This is a genomic window from Streptomyces sp. YS-3 (assembly GCF_045257485.1).
Taxonomy (GTDB): Bacteria; Actinomycetota; Actinomycetes; order Streptomycetales; family Streptomycetaceae; genus Streptomyces.
The window spans coordinates 1-15,427 of record NZ_JBJHPC010000114.1 but is presented as its reverse complement, the minus strand read 5'-3'; the positions used below and the strand labels follow the sequence as shown (position 1 = coordinate 15,427).

General features: G+C 71.2%; 12 protein-coding genes and 1 pseudogene. 4 read left to right on the top strand and 9 right to left on the bottom strand.

Translation table 11 applies throughout. The annotated features are described in order from the left end of the window. Positions 1-498: pseudogene (locus ACJA3G_RS12895) on the bottom strand (hypothetical protein); the annotation flags it as partial. A 482-nt stretch (positions 499-980) separates the two neighbouring features. Between ACJA3G_RS12895 and ACJA3G_RS12890 the strand changes: the two are divergent. Further along, positions 981-1,628 (top strand): bifunctional DNA primase/polymerase, encoded by a 648-nt coding sequence (locus ACJA3G_RS12890; protein WP_406553085.1) that lies wholly within the window; start codon positions 981-983, stop codon positions 1,626-1,628. A gap of 63 nt (positions 1,629-1,691) precedes the next feature. Here the strand turns inward: ACJA3G_RS12890 and ftsY are convergent, their stop codons facing one another. Next, a complete protein-coding gene (ftsY, locus tag ACJA3G_RS12885; RefSeq protein WP_406553084.1) occupies positions 1,692-2,921 on the bottom strand; it encodes a signal recognition particle-docking protein FtsY in 1,230 nt (409 codons plus the stop codon). Positions 2,922-3,110: 189 nt separating this feature from the next. On the opposite strand from ftsY, the gene ACJA3G_RS12880 reads away from it, so the two are divergent. Further along, complete coding sequence (locus ACJA3G_RS12880) at positions 3,111-4,559, top strand: cytosine permease (protein ID WP_406553083.1); 1,449 nt, start codon at positions 3,111-3,113, stop codon at positions 4,557-4,559. An 89-nt stretch (positions 4,560-4,648) separates the two neighbouring features. Further along, positions 4,649-5,620: an LLM class flavin-dependent oxidoreductase gene (locus ACJA3G_RS12875; RefSeq protein ID WP_406553082.1), complete on the top strand. Its 972-nt coding sequence runs from the start codon at positions 4,649-4,651 to the stop codon at positions 5,618-5,620. A gap of 41 nt (positions 5,621-5,661) precedes the next feature. Here ACJA3G_RS12875 and ACJA3G_RS12870 read toward each other — a convergent pair whose 3' ends face one another. The 4 genes from ACJA3G_RS12870 to ACJA3G_RS12855 all read right to left on the bottom strand — a co-directional run bounded on the left by ACJA3G_RS12870 (position 5,662) and on the right by ACJA3G_RS12855 (position 11,955). Continuing rightward, positions 5,662-7,077, bottom strand: a complete 1,416-nt coding sequence (locus ACJA3G_RS12870; RefSeq protein ID WP_406553081.1) for a sugar porter family MFS transporter — start codon at positions 7,075-7,077, stop codon at positions 5,662-5,664. Positions 7,078-7,285: 208 nt separating this feature from the next. After that, positions 7,286-10,843 carry a chromosome segregation protein SMC gene (gene smc, locus ACJA3G_RS12865; protein WP_406553080.1) on the bottom strand — a complete coding sequence of 1,186 codons (3,558 nt, stop codon included), beginning with the start codon at positions 10,841-10,843 and terminating at the stop codon, positions 7,286-7,288. Between the two features lie 228 nt (positions 10,844-11,071). Beyond that, on the bottom strand, positions 11,072-11,290 hold the full coding sequence (locus ACJA3G_RS12860; RefSeq protein WP_067164723.1) for a hypothetical protein: 219 nt from the start codon (positions 11,288-11,290) through the stop codon (positions 11,072-11,074). Between the two features lie 383 nt (positions 11,291-11,673). Further along, positions 11,674-11,955, bottom strand: coding sequence for an acylphosphatase (locus ACJA3G_RS12855; RefSeq protein ID WP_406553079.1), 282 nt, complete (start codon positions 11,953-11,955; stop codon positions 11,674-11,676). A 167-nt stretch (positions 11,956-12,122) separates the two neighbouring features. Between ACJA3G_RS12855 and ACJA3G_RS12850 the strand changes: the two genes are divergently transcribed. Beyond that, the gene (locus ACJA3G_RS12850) at positions 12,123-12,962 is read left to right on the top strand and encodes a CAP domain-containing protein (protein WP_406553078.1); all 840 of its coding nucleotides are present in this window, start codon (positions 12,123-12,125) and stop codon (positions 12,960-12,962) included. Between the two features lie 20 nt (positions 12,963-12,982). On the opposite strand, the gene ACJA3G_RS12845 is transcribed toward ACJA3G_RS12850, so the two are convergent. From ACJA3G_RS12845 to ACJA3G_RS12835, 3 genes are all read right to left on the bottom strand, one after another. Beyond that, positions 12,983-14,221, bottom strand: a complete 1,239-nt coding sequence (locus ACJA3G_RS12845) for a tyrosine-type recombinase/integrase (RefSeq protein ID WP_406553077.1) — start codon at positions 14,219-14,221, stop codon at positions 12,983-12,985. A gap of 11 nt (positions 14,222-14,232) precedes the next feature. Then, complete coding sequence (locus ACJA3G_RS12840; protein WP_406553076.1) at positions 14,233-14,415, bottom strand: helix-turn-helix transcriptional regulator; 183 nt, start codon at positions 14,413-14,415, stop codon at positions 14,233-14,235. A 2-nt stretch (positions 14,416-14,417) separates the two neighbouring features. Beyond that, positions 14,418-15,427, bottom strand: a 1,010-nt coding sequence (locus ACJA3G_RS12835) for a replication initiator (protein WP_406553075.1), incomplete at its 5' end; no start/stop codon positions are given.

Sequence of the window (15,427 nt, the reverse complement as noted above, 5' to 3'; positions counted from 1 at the left end):
GGTCTCCACGTTGATGGACTCGGCGGGGGGCGCGGGCACCAGCCAGCGCTGCATGGGCTCGATGAGGGCGGGGCCGGCCGACAGCATCAGGGAGGTGCCGAGGAAGCCGCGCCGGGCCAGCATCAGGTCGCTGCGCGAGTACTCGCTGAGCAGGGAGACCGTCTGGGGGCCCGCCCAGGGCAGGTCGACGCCGGAGACCGAGGGGGACTGGTGGGCGGTGCGCAGCCCGAGGTCCTCCACGGCCACGACGCTGCCGAACTGTTCGGAGAACAGCTCGGAGAGGATGCGCGGGATGGGCTCGCGCGGCATCTCGCCGTCGAGCCAGCGGCGGACCCGGGAGGTGTCCGTGCTGATGTGGTGGGCGCCGAGCTGGCGCGCCCGTCGGTTGACCTGGCGTGCAAGCTCGCCCTTCGACCAGCCGCTCCGTACGAACCACGAACTCAGCTGTTCGTTGGGGCGCTTGCCGGCGCTCGTACCGCTAGCCCCACTGCCGCCCACTGGAACGCCCCCATTCGGCTAAAGCCCCGTGCGTCGTCTTGGTCACGCGAACCACCTGTCGGATCCGACGGATCTGTCGGATCCCTCGAATCCGTCACGCGAACTCCCGCCAGAATGCCGCGAGTTCCTGCTTCCCGTCCTCGGGACGCGACCCCCGGGACGGTACAGCTCCTTGCCGTTGGCATACCCGCGAGTGCGCGCGTTCCAGGGTTCGTACACTCAGAGTAATTCTACGATCACCCGTCTGGCGAGGGCGATTCCGTAAACGCCACCATTCGCCACCCCTTCGAATGAACTCCCCCGGCTCCGTGCGCGATTCACTTGACACAGGTCGATCAGGAGTCGGGTGGAACGGTGCACGCCGGGGCGCGCGGACCGCTTCGCACCACCCTCCCCTTCCGCCGCGAGCCGCGGGGTGAGCGGTGCGCGATCAGGGGACTCCGGATCGTAACCACCGTCGCGTCTCACCCGTTGGAGGGGGCATGGGCTTCACGATCGGCGGCGGCCGGGGGATCCGCGAAATCCGGTCCGGTCCGCGGCGCCGCGGGCGCGCGACCGAGGTCACGGCGGTGGCCGAGTACACGGGCCTGTGGGGCTGGGACGTCGCCCCGGGGGCGCGGGCGCTCTCCGGCCAGTGCTCCTGCGGCGATCCGGTCTGCCCGGCGCCGGGCGCGCACCCGCTGGACTTCGTCCCCGAGGTGCCGGCGGGGGCGACGCTGGACGAGGTCGGCAAGGCGTGGGCGGAGTGCCCGGGGGCCTCGGTGCTGCTGCCGGTGGGCCGTGCCTTCGACATCCTGGACGTGGCGGCGCCGGCCGGGCGGCGGGCGCTGGTGCGCCTGGAGCGGATGGGGCTGCCGCTGGGCCCGGTCTCGACGACCCCGGCGGGCCGCACGCACTTCTACGTGGCGCCGGGGGCGGCGGCCGAACTGCCGCTCCTGCTCTACCGGATGGGCTGGGACGACGCCGATCTGGACCTGGTCTGCCCGGGCCCGGGGGAGTACGTGCAGGCGCCCCCGTCGGCGGACGTGCGCTGGCTGCGCCCCCCGTCCCTGGACACCGCGACCCGCCCCCCGGAGGCCCGCCTGCTGCTGGGCACCCTGGCGTACATCTGCCACCGGGCGCCTTCCTGACGCGACGACGCCCGCCCTCATCCGCTCGATGAGGACGGGCGTCCGCGCCCCGCGAGGGGGTGCTCAGTCCCCGATCAGCGCGTCCACGAACGCGCCGGGCTCGAACGGCGCGAGATCGTCCGCGCCCTCGCCGAGCCCGATGAGCTTGACCGGCACACCCAGTTCGCGCTGGACGGCGATGACGATGCCGCCCTTGGCGGTGCCGTCCAGCTTGGTCAGCACGATGCCCGTGATGTCGACGACCTCGGCGAAGACCCGGGCCTGGACCAGCCCGTTCTGCCCGGTCGTCGCGTCGAGGACGAGCAGGACCTCGTCGAGCGGCCCGTGCTTCTCGACGACCCGCTTGACCTTGCCGAGCTCGTCCATGAGCCCGGTCTTGGTGTGCAGCCGTCCGGCCGTGTCGATGAGGACGACGTCCGCGCCCTCCGCGATGCCCTCCTTGACCGCGTCGAAGGCGATCGACGCGGGGTCGCCGCCCTCGGGGCCGCGCACGGTGCGGGCGCCCACGCGCTCGCCCCAGGTCTGGAGCTGGTCGGCGGCGGCGGCGCGGAAGGTGTCCGCCGCGCCCAGGACGACCGACTTGCCGTCGGCGACGAGCACGCGCGCGAGCTTGCCGGTGGTGGTGGTCTTGCCGGTGCCGTTGACGCCGACGACCATCACGACGCCGGGGACCTCGGCGCCGCCCTCGGTGGTATTGCCCTCGGTGTTCACCGTGCGGTCGAAGTCCGGGCGGAGGATCGCGACGAGCTCCTCGCGCAGCAGCGCGCGCAGCTCGGCGGGGGTGCGGGTGCCGAGCACCCGGACGCGCTCGCGCAGCCGCTCGACGAGCTCCTGGGTCGGGGCGACGCCCACGTCCGCGGTGAGCAGGGTGTCCTCGATCTCCTCCCAGGTGTCCTCGTCGAGGTTGTCCCGGGACAGGAGCGTGAGGAGCCCCTTGCCCAGCGAGTTCTGCGAGCGGGCGAGCCGGGCGCGCAGCCGTACGAGACGGCCGGCCGTCGGCTCGGGCACCTCGACCGCGGGCGCGGCGGGCGCCTCGACGGGCGCCTCCTCGACCACGACGGGGCTCGCCGGGGCCTCGGGGAGGGCGATCTCCTCGATGGCGCGGCGTTGCTCCTCGGCGCTCTCCGCGGCGTCGTCGCCGACGTGCGGCTCGGCGGGCGGGGCAGTGATGGTCGGCGTGGACGGCGGCGCCGTGGGCGGCAGCTGCTTCTTCTTGCGGCTGCTGACCACGAGCCCGCTGATCGCGCCGACCGCGACCAGGGCGATGACTACGGCAAGGATGACGAATTCCATAACGTCCCCAGTATCAGTCATGGCCCGTCGTGGGGGCCCGCTCGTGTCTTCCCATGAAGATCAAAGGGAATTATGGGGCAATCGTCGTATTAAGTTACGATGGAAGAGGAGGCATCAACGCGCGTAGAGTCCCCCGAGACGACCCCCACCGGCTCCTTTTCGAGCCGAGCGAGAGGCAACCGCACCCCCATGAGCACCACCTCCCAGTCCGAAGGCGCACTGGAAACCCGTGGCCTTGAGCCCGTCCCCGACAGTGAGCGCACCGCCAGAACCCGCGAGCTCTTCCCGACCTGGGTCGCCGCCAACATCAGCGTGCTGCTGCTCACGATGGGCGCCAGCCTCGTCGTGACGTACAAGCTGAACTTCTGGCAGGCGATCGTCGTCGCGGTCGCCGCGCCGGTCGTCAGCTACGGCCTGGTGGGGCTCATCTCCATCGCGGGCAAGCGCGGCGGCGCGCCCGGCATGGCGCTCTCGCGCGCGGTGTTCGGCCAGCGCGGCAACCTGCTGCCCGGCTCGCTGATCTGGGTCGCCCGCTGGGGCTGGGAGACGATCAACGCGGTCACCGGCGCCTACGCGATGCTGACCGTCCTGGACATCGTGTTCGGCATCCGGAGCAACACCTTCCTGATCATCGTGACGCTGCTGCTCTTCGTGGTGACGACCTTCGCGATCTCGGGCCTCGGCATCAACGTCGTACAGAAGTGCAACAAGTACGCGACCTACCTCTTCGGCGCGTTCTCCGTGCTCGTGCTGGTCTATCTGGCGCTGAACACCGACTGGAGCGAGGTCTTCGACCGTCCGGCCGGGAAGATGTCGCTGATGGTGGCGGGCACCGGTCTGATCGCCGCCGGCGGTGTCAGCTGGATCCCCTCCGCCCCGGACTTCACCCGCTATCTGCCGCGCACCGCCTCGTCCCGGGCGATGGTGGCGAGCTCCGTCGGCGGCGCCGGGATCGTGGTGCTGCCGATGGTCCTGATGGGCGCGGTCATGGCGGTCTCCACCCCGGATCTCGCCTCGGCCGCGGACCCGGTCTCCTTTCTCGGCGAGATCCTGCCGCTGTGGATCGCGGTGCCGTACCTGCTGATCGCGCTGGTCGGCATGGTGCTGATCAACTCGATGTCGATGTACTCGGCCGGCTTCACCGCGCAGACCCTCGGCTTCAAGATCCCGCGCCACTGGGCCGTCTCGGTCAACGCCGTGATCTCGCTGGCCTTCGGCGGTGTGCTGATGCTGGTCGCCAAGAGCTTCATGGGCTCCTTCATCGCCTTCCTCTCGCTGCTCGCCGTCGCCTTCTCGGCCTGGGTCGGCGTCTTCGGCGCGGACATGCTGCGGCGCACCGAGTACGACGCGAAGGCGCTCCTCGACACCACTCCCACCAGCGCCTACTGGTACACCGGCGGCTTCTCCCCCGCCGCCGTCGCCGCCTGGGCGGTGGGCCTGGTCTCGGGTCTGCTCTTCACCACCTCGGACTGGTTCACCGGCCCGCTCGCCGCGAACAACCCGGTCGGCGAGTACGGCCTGGGCTGGGTGGCCACCATCGTGGTCTCCGGGCTGCTGTACGTGGTGCTGCCCAAACCCGCCGTCCCGGCCCCGGCCGAGGACGAGACGGCCGAGGAGCCCGCACCCCTGGCTGTCTGACGCCTCGTCAGCTACCGTCCCCTCCGTCGGGCTCCATCGGATCCCACCGGTTCCAGCCGGACCCGGCCCCGGCGGAGGGGGACTTTGCCATGCCGTTCACCGTCGTACGTATGAACATGGTGGCCCCGCACGAGCCGCCCGAGCCGCTGTCGGCCCGCTACCGCGCCGCGGTGAAGATGGCCGCGTACGCCGACGCGCACGGCGTCGACACCGTCCAGACCGAGGAGCACCACGGCACCGGCAACGGCTGGCTGCCCTCGCCGTTCGCCTTCGCGGGCGCGGTCTTCGGGGCCACGAGCCGGATCGCGGTCACCGTCTCCGCGATCATCGGCCCGCTCTACGACCCGCTGCGGCTCGCCGAGGACATCGCCGTGCTCGATCTGATCAGCGGCGGGCGCCTGGTGACGGTGGCGGGGATCGGCTACCGGCCCGAGGAGTACGAGCAGGCGGGCGTCGAGTGGGGCCGGCGCGGCAAGCTCCAGGACCTGCTGCTGGAGACGCTGCTGAAGGCGTGGACGGGCGAGCCGTTCACCTACGGGGGACGTACCGTACGGGTCACCCCGCGCCCCTTCACCCAGCCGCACCCGATGCTGCTGGTGGGCGGCTCGTCGAAGGCGGCGGCGCGGCGGGCGGCCCGGCTGGGGCTGCCGTTCTTCCCCAGCGCGCATCTGCCGGAGCTGGCGGCGTACTACCGCGAGCAGCTGGCGGCGCACGGCACCGAGGGCTGGACGATGATGCCCGCCGAGAGCACGCCGCTGCTCCATCTGAGTGAGGACCCGGACCGGGCCTGGGCGCTGTACGGGGAGCACTTCCTGCACGAGGCGCGGATGTACGCGTCCTGGCAGTCCAAGGACATCCGTTCGGCGGTCCGCTCGACGGCCGCCACGGTCGGGGAGCTGCGCGCCGAGGGCGTCTACCGGATCGTGACGCCCGGGGAGTGCGCGGCGCTGGGCGCCGAGAGCCTGGTGCTGCACCCGCTGTGCGGGGGGATGCCGCTGGAGGAGGGGTGGCGCAGTCTGCGCCTGTTCACCGACGACGTACTGCCCCGGCTCCATGGGTGAGCCGGGGCAGTACGTGTGTCGAGGAGAGAGGGCAGCGGGGTTTAGCCCATCTCCTCCAACGCCTTGCCCTTGGTCTCCTTGACGTACTTCAGTACGAAGGGGATCGAGAGGGCGGCGAAGACCGTGTAGATCACGTAGGTCGCGGAGAGGTTCCAGTCGGCCAGCGAGGGGAAGCTCGCGGTGATGGCCCAGTTGGCGATCCACTGCGCGGCGGCGGCGACACCGAGGGCGGCGGCGCGGATCCGGTTCGGGAACATCTCGCCGAGGAAGACCCAGACCACCACGCCCCAGGACAGGGCGAAGAAGAGCACGAAGACATGGGCGGCGACCAGGGCGACCCAGCCCTGGGTGGCGGGCAGCTTGCCGTCCACGAGGTCGTAGCTGAAGGCCCAGGCCTCCAGGGCGAGGCCGATGGCCATACCGACCGAGCCGATGAGCGCCAGTGGGCGGCGGCCGATCCGGTCGACGAAGATCATCGCGATCACGGTGCCGATGATGTTGATGATCGACGTGGTGAAGGAGTAGAAGAACGAGTCCGTCGGGTCGACGCCGACCGACTGCCACAGCGTCGAGGAGTAGTAGAACGCGACGTTGATGCCGACGAACTGCTGGAAGACGGACAGGCCGATGCCGACCCAGACGATCGGCTTGAAGAAGAAGGAGCCGCCGAGCAGGTCCTTGAAGCTCGACTTCTCCTCGCTCCTCATGGCGTGCTCGATCTCGGCGACGCGGGCGTCCAGGTCGATGTCGCCCTCGACCTCCTTGAGCACCTCACGGGCGCGCGCGTCGCGGCCGGCCGAGATGAGGAAGCGCGGCGACTCGGGGATGGCGAAGGAGAGCAGGCCGTACAGGACGGCGGGGATGACCATCACGCCGAGCATGACCTGCCAGGCCTCCAGGCCCATCAGCTTGCCGCGCTGGTCGCCGCCCGCGGCGTTGAGGATGCCCCAGTTGACCAGCTGGGAGATGGCGATGCCGATGACGATGGCGGCCTGCTGGAAGGAGCCGAGCCGGCCGCGGTAGGCGGCGGGGGCGACCTCGGCGATGTAGGCGGGGCCGATGACCGAGGCCATGCCGATGGCGAAGCCGCCGATGATGCGCCAGAAGGCGAGGTCCCACAGGGCGAAGGGGAGCGCGGAGCCCACGGCGCTGATGGTGAAGAGCACGGAGGCGATCTGCATGCAGCGGATGCGGCCGATACGGTCCGCGATCCGGCCCGCGGTGGCGGCGCCGATCGCGCAGCCGATCAGGGCGACCGCGATGACCTGGGCGAGCGCCGCGGAACCGATGTCGTAGCGGCCCCTGATGGCTTCGACGGCGCCGTTGATGACGGCGCTGTCATAGCCGAAGAGGAAACCGCCCATCGCTGCCGCCGCCGCGATGAAGACGACGTGGGCGAGGTGCTCGGGGTGCGCCGTGCGGGCTCCCGAGGCCGGTGGCTGCGTAGTGCTGGTCACGTGAACTCCTGGGGCCGCCCGGCAGCGTCGCCGGGCGTTGGGGGCACTTCAAGTGGCGCACAACTTCGGGTCACCCACCACTTGAAGGAAAAAGCAACGTTGCAGAGACTATGCCTTCAAGTTTCGAAGTCAATAGGGCAACAGATGTGAATTGAGCGACCCTGGCGTGTCGTGCTTGTTCAAGACTTGAAGATGGGTTACGGGGGACCTAGCGGAGGCGCTGGCTGATGACCTTGGATACGCCGTCACCCTGCATGGACACGCCGTACAGCGCGTCCGCGACCTCCATCGTGCGCTTCTGGTGCGTGATCACGATCAGCTGCGAGGACTCCTGGAGCTCCTCCATGATCCGGATGAGCCGCTGGAGGTTGGTGTCGTCGAGCGCCGCCTCCACCTCGTCCATCACATAGAACGGGCTCGGCCGCGCCTTGAAGATCGACACGAGCAGTGCCACGGCCGTCAGCGACCGCTCACCGCCCGAGAGCAGCGAGAGCCGCTTGACCTTCTTGCCCGGCGGGCGCGCCTCCACGTCCACCCCGGTGGCGAGCATGTCGGTGGGGTCGGTCAGGACCAGCCGCCCCTCGCCGCCCGGGAAGAGCCGCGAGAAGACGCCTTCGAACTCCCTGGCCGTGTCCCGGTACGCCTCCGTGAACACCTGCTCGACCCGCTCGTCCACCTCCTTCACCACCTGAAGAAGGTCGGCCCGCGTCTTCTTCAGGTCCTCCAGTTGCTCGGAGAGGAACTGGTGCCGCTCCTCCAGAGCCGCGAACTCCTCCAGCGCGAGCGGGTTGACCTTTCCCAGCTGCTGGTACGCCCGTTCGGCTGACCTCAACCGTTTTTCCTGATCCGCGCGGTCGAAACTCCGGGGCCGGTTGCGCGGGTGGTCCGGGTCCTCGGGAAGCTCCTCCCCCTCGGCGGCGGGGGACGGCGGCACCGGCTGGTCGGGCCCGTACTCCGCGATCAGCCCGGCCGGCTCCACCCCCAGCTCCTCCAGCGCCTTCGTCTCCAGCTGCTCGATCCGCAGCCGCTTCTCGGCACCGAGTACCTCGCCGCGGTGCACCGAATCCGTCAGCTTGTCGAGCTCGCCCTTGAGGTCGCGGCCGGTGGCCCGGGCGCCCGCCAGCTCCTGTTCGCGCGCGGCCTTCGCGGCCTCGGCGGCCGTCCTCTCCCCCTCGGCCCGCACCACCGAGACCTCGACATGGGCGAGCAGGATCCGCGCGCCCGCCGCCACGGCCGCGGCCACCCGGGCCTCGTGGCGCAGCCGGGCGCGGCGCTCCTCGGCGCGGGCGCGGGCCTCGCGCTCGGCGCGGGCGCCCCGGTCGAGCGCGTCGGCCCGCCCGGCCAGGCCCTTGACCCGCTCCTCGTGCGTACGCAGCTGGAGGCGGGCCTCCATCTCGGTCTGGCGGGCGTTGGCCCCGTCGGCGGCGAGCCGGTCCCGTACGGAGGTGTCGGGCTCCTCCTGCACCGGCATCTCCTCGGCCACCAGGAGCCGCTCGGTCAGCTCCTCCGCCTCCTGGAGCGCCTTCTCCAGGGACTCCTGGGCGCGGGCGGCAGCCGCCGCCGTGCGCTCGGCCTCGCCCGCGGCGCCGCGGGCCTGCCCGGCGAGGCGTCCGAGCCGCTGGGCGACGGAGGACTTCTCCCGGTCGGCGGCCCGGCGCCGCTCCCCCAGCTCCTCGACCCGCTCGGCGCACCGGGCCCGCCGCTCCCCGGCCGCCCGCTGGGCCCCGGCGAGCTCCTCGCACCGCACCGCCAGCTCCGCCAGCTCGGCGGCGGCCTCGTCGACGGACGCCTGCACCTCCAGCAGGCTGGGCGCCCCGGCGGACCCGCCGTGCGCGAAGTACGCCCCCAGCAGATCGCCCTCGGCGGTGACGGCGGTCAGCTCCGGCCGGGCGTGGACCAGGTCCTCGGCGTCCTCCAGGGTGTCCACGACGACGATCCCGCGCAGCAGCCTGCCCACGGCGGGCAGCAGTTCCGCCGGGCCGTGCACCAGGTCCGCCGCGCGCGGCGGCCCGCCCGGCCGTACGGGATCGGGCTCCTGCGGTCCCGGCAGCCCGCCCACCAGGAGCGCGGCCCGTCCCGCGTCCTGCTTGCGCAGCAGCCGGATCGCCTCGGCGGCGGTGGCGGGGCCCGACACCGCGAGCGCGTCGGCGGCGGCGCCCAGGGCCGCGGCCACCGGGACCTCGTAGCCGGGCTTGACGGTGAGCAGGGCGGCGGCGGGGCCGAGCAGGCCCCGCAGTGAGTCCTGGGCGGCGAGCAGGGCGCCGGTGCCGTCCTTGCGGCGCAGGCCCAGGGCGAGCGCGTCGTGGCGGGCGGCCACGGCGGCACGTCTGCGCTCGGCGGCCGTGGCCGCCTCGCGGGCGGCGCCGAGGGCCGCCTCGGCCTCGGCGAGTTCGCGCCTGGCGCGGTCGTGGGCCTCGCCGAGCTCGTGGTCGTCCGCGTCCAGGCCGTCGACCTCGGCCTTCAGCGCCTCGTACTCCTCCTGGGCGAGCGCCGCCCGCTCGCCCGCCTCGTCCCGCGCCGCCGCGAGCCGGTCGATCTCCGCCTGCGCCGAACCCGCCCTGCTCCGCGCCGCGTTGACCTGGCCGTGCAGCCGCGCCAGGCCTTCGCGCCGGTCCGCGATGGCCCGGGCCACGTCTTTCAAACGCCGCTCCTCCAGCGCGAGTTCCCGCTCCAGCTCGGCGCGGTGGGAGGCGGTGTCCTCCAGGGCGCGTTCGGCCGCCTCGCGGGCCGCCTCCAGCTCCGCCTCCTGCTCCCGGATCCGGGCGGCCTCGCGCTCCATCTCCTCGGGGTCGCGGCCCCGGCGCTCCTCCGGCGGCTGGGCGGTGGCGCTCTTCACGCGCGCGTCCGCGAGCGAGACCGTGCCCCGCACCCGCTCGGCCAGCTGCGACAGCTCGTACCAGGTCTGCTGGGCACCGGTCAGCCGGGGCGCGAGCGCCCGGACCTCCTCCTCCAGCTCCGCCTCGCGCGCGAGGGCGGCCTTCAGCTCGGCCTCGGCGCTGTCCTTGCGCTGCTTGAGCGCGACCTCGTCCTCGATCTCGGCCCGCAGCGCCCCACGCAGCCGCACCAGGTCGTCGGCGAGCAGCCGCAGCCGGGCGTCGCGCAGATCGGCCTGGATGACGGCGGCCCGACGCGCGACGGCGGCCTGCCGGCCCAGCGGCTTGAGCTGGCGCCGCAGCTCGTCGGTGAGGTCCTGTACGCGCGCGAGGTTGGCCCGCATCGCGTCCAGCTTGCGCAGCGCCTTCTCCTTGCGCTTGCGGTGCTTGAGGACGCCGGCCGCCTCCTCGATGAAGGCCCGGCGGCCCATCGGGTCGGCGTGCAGCACGGAGTCGAGCTGGCCCTGTCCGACGATCACGTGCATCTCGCGGCCGATGCCGGAGTCGGAGAGCAGTTCCTGGATGTCGAGCAGCCGGCAGGTCTCGCCGTTGATCTGGTACTCGCTGCTGCCGCCCCGGAACATGATCCGGGTGATGGTGACCTCGGCGTACTCGATCGGCAGGGCGCCGTCGGAGTTGTCGATGGTGAGGGAGACCTCGGCGCGGCCCAGCGGCGGGCGGCCTGTCGTCCCGGCGAAGATGACGTCCTCCATCTTGCCGCCGCGCAGCGACTTGGCGCCCTGCTCGCCCATGACCCAGGACAGCGCGTCCACGACGTTGGACTTGCCGGAGCCGTTGGGGCCGACCACACAGGTGATGCCGGGCTCGAACTTCAGAGTCGTCGCAGAAGCGAAGGATTTGAACCCGCGCAGGGTCAGGGCCTTGAGGTGCACGCCGTCGGACTCTACTCTGCGCCCCCGCCCGCGCCCCGGGAAGGCGCAGCCGCGGCGGTTTCACCTCTGGTCACGCAGGGCACATCGATGAGAAGGACGCGGGGGCGGACGAAGGGGTGGCGGCCGGCCGAGGGCCGGGAAAGAAAGAAGGGACGCCATGAGGCGTCCCTTGCATATCTATCTCGGGAGAGTGGATCTCACCTACGGGCCTCGGGGCGCGGCCCGGGGTCAGGTGAGCGCAGGCTCCGCCTGGGGTACGTCGATGTCGATGCCTTCGAGCAGCGAGTCTCCGCGGTGCGAAGCGACGGCAGCCGACAGCGCGTCCTTCTCGGACTGGATCCGTACAAGCTCGGACTCAAGGTCCTGGACACGCTGCTGGAGCCGTCGCATCTCGGCGAGGAGTCGCGGGTCGGAACCGCCGACGTAACCGAGAAGCGCCTTTGCCATGATGGATGGTCCTCCACAATGAGTGACCGACCGAAGCGGTGTGGGTCGTGAGGGAATCGCACCCGCGATGTTTGGACTTCGACTGCGGTTCTTCATGCCAAACAGCTAAGGTGCGCGGGGCTTTCAGCGTCTCACCAAAAAGTTTGACGGTCAACACGATCACGCCCCGCATCGGCGGGCAATCCGGGGGCCGTCGAGCCGGAAAGCGTCCGGCGAGGCCTCTCCTCGGAGCCCTGGGGGCGTGGAGATCATCCTTCTAGCGGCAGCCTTGCACGCCCGGCCCGGATTGGCAACAACGAAGTCGTACGAGGTCAGGGGCCCCGGACCGGTACCGGCCGACCGATGGGCGCTGCCCGGCCCGCCGGGCCCGCGCCCCGGGGGCCCTAGCGGATGGCGAAGCTGTCGTACCCGCCGCGCGGTGTGGCCCAGATCTCGGTGACGCCGTCGACCCTGCCGGGTGTGTCGGCGCCCCTGAGCCACTCCAGCAGACGGTGGCAATTATCACGTGGCCCCTCGGCCACGACCTGCACCCTGCCGTCGTCGAGGTTGAGGGCGAACCCGACGAGGTTGCCGATCTCCAAAGCGTTTGCCCTGGTGAACCAGCGGAAGCCCACTCCCTGTACTCGGCCGCGTACCCAGGCGGTGAGCCGTGCATCTTCGTTCATGGGTGCACGCTAACCGGCCAATAGCTCACGGAGCACTTCGCCCTCTTGCGTCATGCCGTACAGTCCCGACGCAATGAGCCTCACCCGTTCGGACCAGTGCCCGTCACCCCTGACGGGGGCCGGGGCTCAGGAACCACAAGCACTGAAGCAATGAGGGAGGCCCGCAGATGGGACGCCATCGTCGCTCCGCCGAGCCCGCCAAGAAGCGGCCCGTCGTGCCCGTGCGCACCGGTCTGCTCGGCGCGTCCGCCGCCGTGGCGGTGGGCGCCGTGGCCATAGCCTCCGGTCTGCTGCCGGGCGGCTCCTCCTTCGAGCTCAACGGCGGGTCCACGGGCGAGCACGTCCAGGCCGGCGGCGCCGGCTCCGACCTGCGCCAGCAGGGCGGCCAGTCCGCGCAGCCGACCAGCGCGGCCCCCTCGGCGCCGATCACCTCGCCGAGCAGCCACGCACCCCTCACCTCCCCTTCCGCCACGCCCTCCCAGAAGCCGTCCTCGGCGGCGCCCGCCCCGGCCCGGACGCGGGAGAAGTCCTCGGCTCCGGCGGCGCCCCGGACGGCCACGCCGTCCGCGTCCCCGTCCCGGGCGCGGGCCGTCGTGCCGGAGCAGCCGCGGATCAAGGCGCCCACCGCCGAACAGGCGGCAGCGGCGACCGTCGTCTCGCTGGTCAACCAGCAGCGCGCCCAGGCGGGCTGCAGCCCCCTGAAGGCCGATGCCTCGCTCGCGGCGCTGGCCACCGCGTTCAGCGACGACATGGCGGCGCGCGGCTTCTTCGACCACACCGACCCGGACGGCAAGAGCCCCTGGGACCGGGCGGCCAAGGCGGGCATCGGCAACCTGGGCGGCGAGAACATCGCCCGCGGCCAGGCGGACGCCAAGGCCGTCATGGAGGCCTGGATGAACAGCCCCGGCCACCGGGCGAACATCCTGAACTGCGACTACAAGACCCTCGGCGTCGGTGTGCACCTCGGCGAGGGCGGCCCGTGGTGGACGCAGGACTTCGGCTTCTGAGATAGCCGCAGGTCAGAGACCTACGAACCAGTCTGGGCCGTCTCGGGGCCGTCGTCCGTAGTACCTGGATGCTTCAGGACTCGATCCACGGCGGCCCGGGTACGGGTCTCACTGGCAGGCATCAGATGCGTGTCGGTCCGCAGCGTGAATCCAGGATCGTGGTGCCCCAGGTACTCGTTGAGTGCCTTGATGCTCTCCCCTGCGTCCAGGAGCACCGAGACGTAGAAGTGCCTCAGCGCGTGAATTCCGTTGTCGCGTCCGGCCGGAACTCCCGCAGCACGTAACGCGGGCTTCCACTCCCGATGGTTGAACCGATTCCGGTTCAGCGAGAGCCCCTCCGGGCTGGAGAAGATCAGAGTTGCTGTGACGGGCGGGCCGCCCTGGGTCTTCCACGGCAAGGTGATCTCTTTCGCCGGGTACCGCGTGAGGTGGCCAGCGAGCGCGAAGGCGACCGATTCAGGCAGCGGTACGTCCCGCTCCTTGCCACTCTTCGGCGGGGCGAACACTGGACGGTTGTGAAGCAGCTTCACTTGGCGCACGACGTGAACCTCACCGCCGAGGAAGTCCACGTCCTCTACGGCGAGACCGAACACCTCGCCCTGTCGCATCCCGCACCCGGCAGCAGGCTCGATGAGTGCTGCGTACCGATCCGGCAGAGCGGCGCGTACAGCCATGACGCGGTCGGCAGACCAGGGCTTGACCTTGCGAGGGTCGAGCCGAGGCGCCTTCACCGACCGGGCACTACAGGGGTTCGCACGGATGATCTGGTCATCAACGGCTGCGGTGAACACCGTTGAAACGTGGGCGAAGATCCCCCGCCGGTAGGCAGGCGAAAGGCCCGCGTCCTCCAAGATCCGCATCCACAGCCGCAGGTGCGTGGGATTGAACGAGCCGATGGGGCGCGCCCCCAGGTGTGGGATCGCGTGGAGCCTCAGCCGCATCTCGACTGACTCACGCGTGGCGGGATCGGTGACCTGGGTGGTCATCCACTGTGTGGCGTACTGCTTGAACGTGATCTTCCCGGCGTCAGGGTCGATGTAGTCGCCGCGCGACATGTCGGCCTCGATGTTGGAGAGCCACGTCTCCGCCCGGCGCTTCTGCTTGTCGGGGAACGACTGGCTCTTCTCGGTGCCGTCCGGGCCGACGTAGCGGGCACGGTAGCGCAGGCCCGTGCCGTAGCGGTCGGTCTTGACCTTGATGGGCTTGCCATCCGGCCCCGCCTCTACCTTGTACCAGCGGTCTTGCACGTGACCGGCCATCAAGCGGCTCCTTACATTCGAGATGCGACCCAGGCCCGGACGTCTTCGGGGTCGTAGCGGAGGTGAACGCCGACGCGGAAGCCCCGAGGCCCTGTGCGCTTACGGCGCCACTGGTAGATCGTTTCGAGAGGAACGCCGAAGAGATCGGCGAGGTCGAGCGGCGTGAGGTAGCGCTCGGGGAGGGGTCGCTTCATGGTCACCACTCCCCGGTGTCGTCGAGTTGGGCGAGTGCTTCGCGTGCGGTGTCGCGGTTGAGCTTGATGTCCCGGGCGATGGTGGCGGCGAGCCAGGACTCACCGGGGGCGTGGCCTTGTCCGGCGTACTCCCAGTGGGCGACGACGAGCGTCGTCTCCTCCGGGGCGTCGTCGTCCTGGTCGGGGTCGGCAAGGCCGCGCTCGTGGCGTTCTTGCTGGGCGCGCCAGTCGGCTCGTGCCCCGCGCAGAGCTCCCAGGGTGGTCGAATACTGCGGGGTCTTGGTGGAGAAGTGGCCCCGGAAGCCGAGCATGTGCGACCAGTGCGCGAGCAGCCGGTCCGGGTAGGCCGCGTCCAAGTCCCAGCACGCTTCGATGAGCCGCCGGGTGTGGTCGGGCAGGCCCGCGTGTCCGTCGAGTTCGGCCAGTTCTCCGATGCGGCGGTCCAGGGTGTCGGTGGTCTCGGCTGCTTTGGTGGCGTACTTGGCGACGTAGGCACCCACCGCCTGTTCCGACACATCGTCCTGGCCCTCCAGGGCGCTGATGGGCTGCACATCGATCTGCGTTCCCCAACGCAAGATCCGGGAAGGTAAAGCGCCGGCGGCATCGAGCGGAACCCTGGCGCGGCCAGCGGCGGCACGGATCGCGTCGTCCAGGAGCGCCACCGTGGCCCAGGCGGGGGGCTGGGAGTCGGGTCCGGTCGGCCCGTCGATGCGGATGATCGCGTGGAAGTGGACCGCGCCGCGTTTCTGGAACTCCGCGACCTTCCCGAACGACACCCGCGCATGCTCTGCGAACTCGGCCTGGGTGAGTCCGGCGCGCTTGGCGACCTCACGGCGCAGGTAGATCGTGAACCTCTGCCACAGGGCCCCGGCGTGGTTGTTCCACAGCACAGCCCCCGCGTAGTCGTAGCGCTCCGGGTCCAGGGCCGTGCCTAACCGGGGGTCGTCTTCCCCGTGCTGGTGGCCGCAGCGGCAGCGGCCGGTGGCGGGCCGGTTGTGGACGGGGCCGAACG

Excerpts from the sequence above, each read along its gene's own strand:
- ACJA3G_RS12860 (WP_067164723.1), bottom strand. The coding sequence starts at position 11,290 with ATGGCAAAGGCGCTTCTCGGTTACGTCGGCGGTTCCGACCCGCGACTC.
- ACJA3G_RS12850 (WP_406553078.1), top strand. The coding sequence starts at position 12,123 with ATGGGACGCCATCGTCGCTCCGCCGAGCCCGCCAAGAAGCGGCCCGTC.
- ACJA3G_RS12875 (WP_406553082.1), top strand. The coding sequence starts at position 4,649 with ATGCCGTTCACCGTCGTACGTATGAACATGGTGGCCCCGCACGAGCCG.
- ACJA3G_RS12880 (WP_406553083.1), top strand. The coding sequence starts at position 3,111 with ATGAGCACCACCTCCCAGTCCGAAGGCGCACTGGAAACCCGTGGCCTT.
- ftsY (WP_406553084.1), bottom strand. The coding sequence starts at position 2,921 with ATGGAATTCGTCATCCTTGCCGTAGTCATCGCCCTGGTCGCGGTCGGC.
- ACJA3G_RS12845 (WP_406553077.1), bottom strand. The coding sequence starts at position 14,221 with ATGGCCGGTCACGTGCAAGACCGCTGGTACAAGGTAGAGGCGGGGCCG.
- ACJA3G_RS12840 (WP_406553076.1), bottom strand. The coding sequence starts at position 14,415 with ATGAAGCGACCCCTCCCCGAGCGCTACCTCACGCCGCTCGACCTCGCC.
- ACJA3G_RS12890 (WP_406553085.1), top strand. The coding sequence starts at position 981 with ATGGGCTTCACGATCGGCGGCGGCCGGGGGATCCGCGAAATCCGGTCC.
- ACJA3G_RS12855 (WP_406553079.1), bottom strand. The coding sequence starts at position 11,955 with ATGAACGAAGATGCACGGCTCACCGCCTGGGTACGCGGCCGAGTACAG.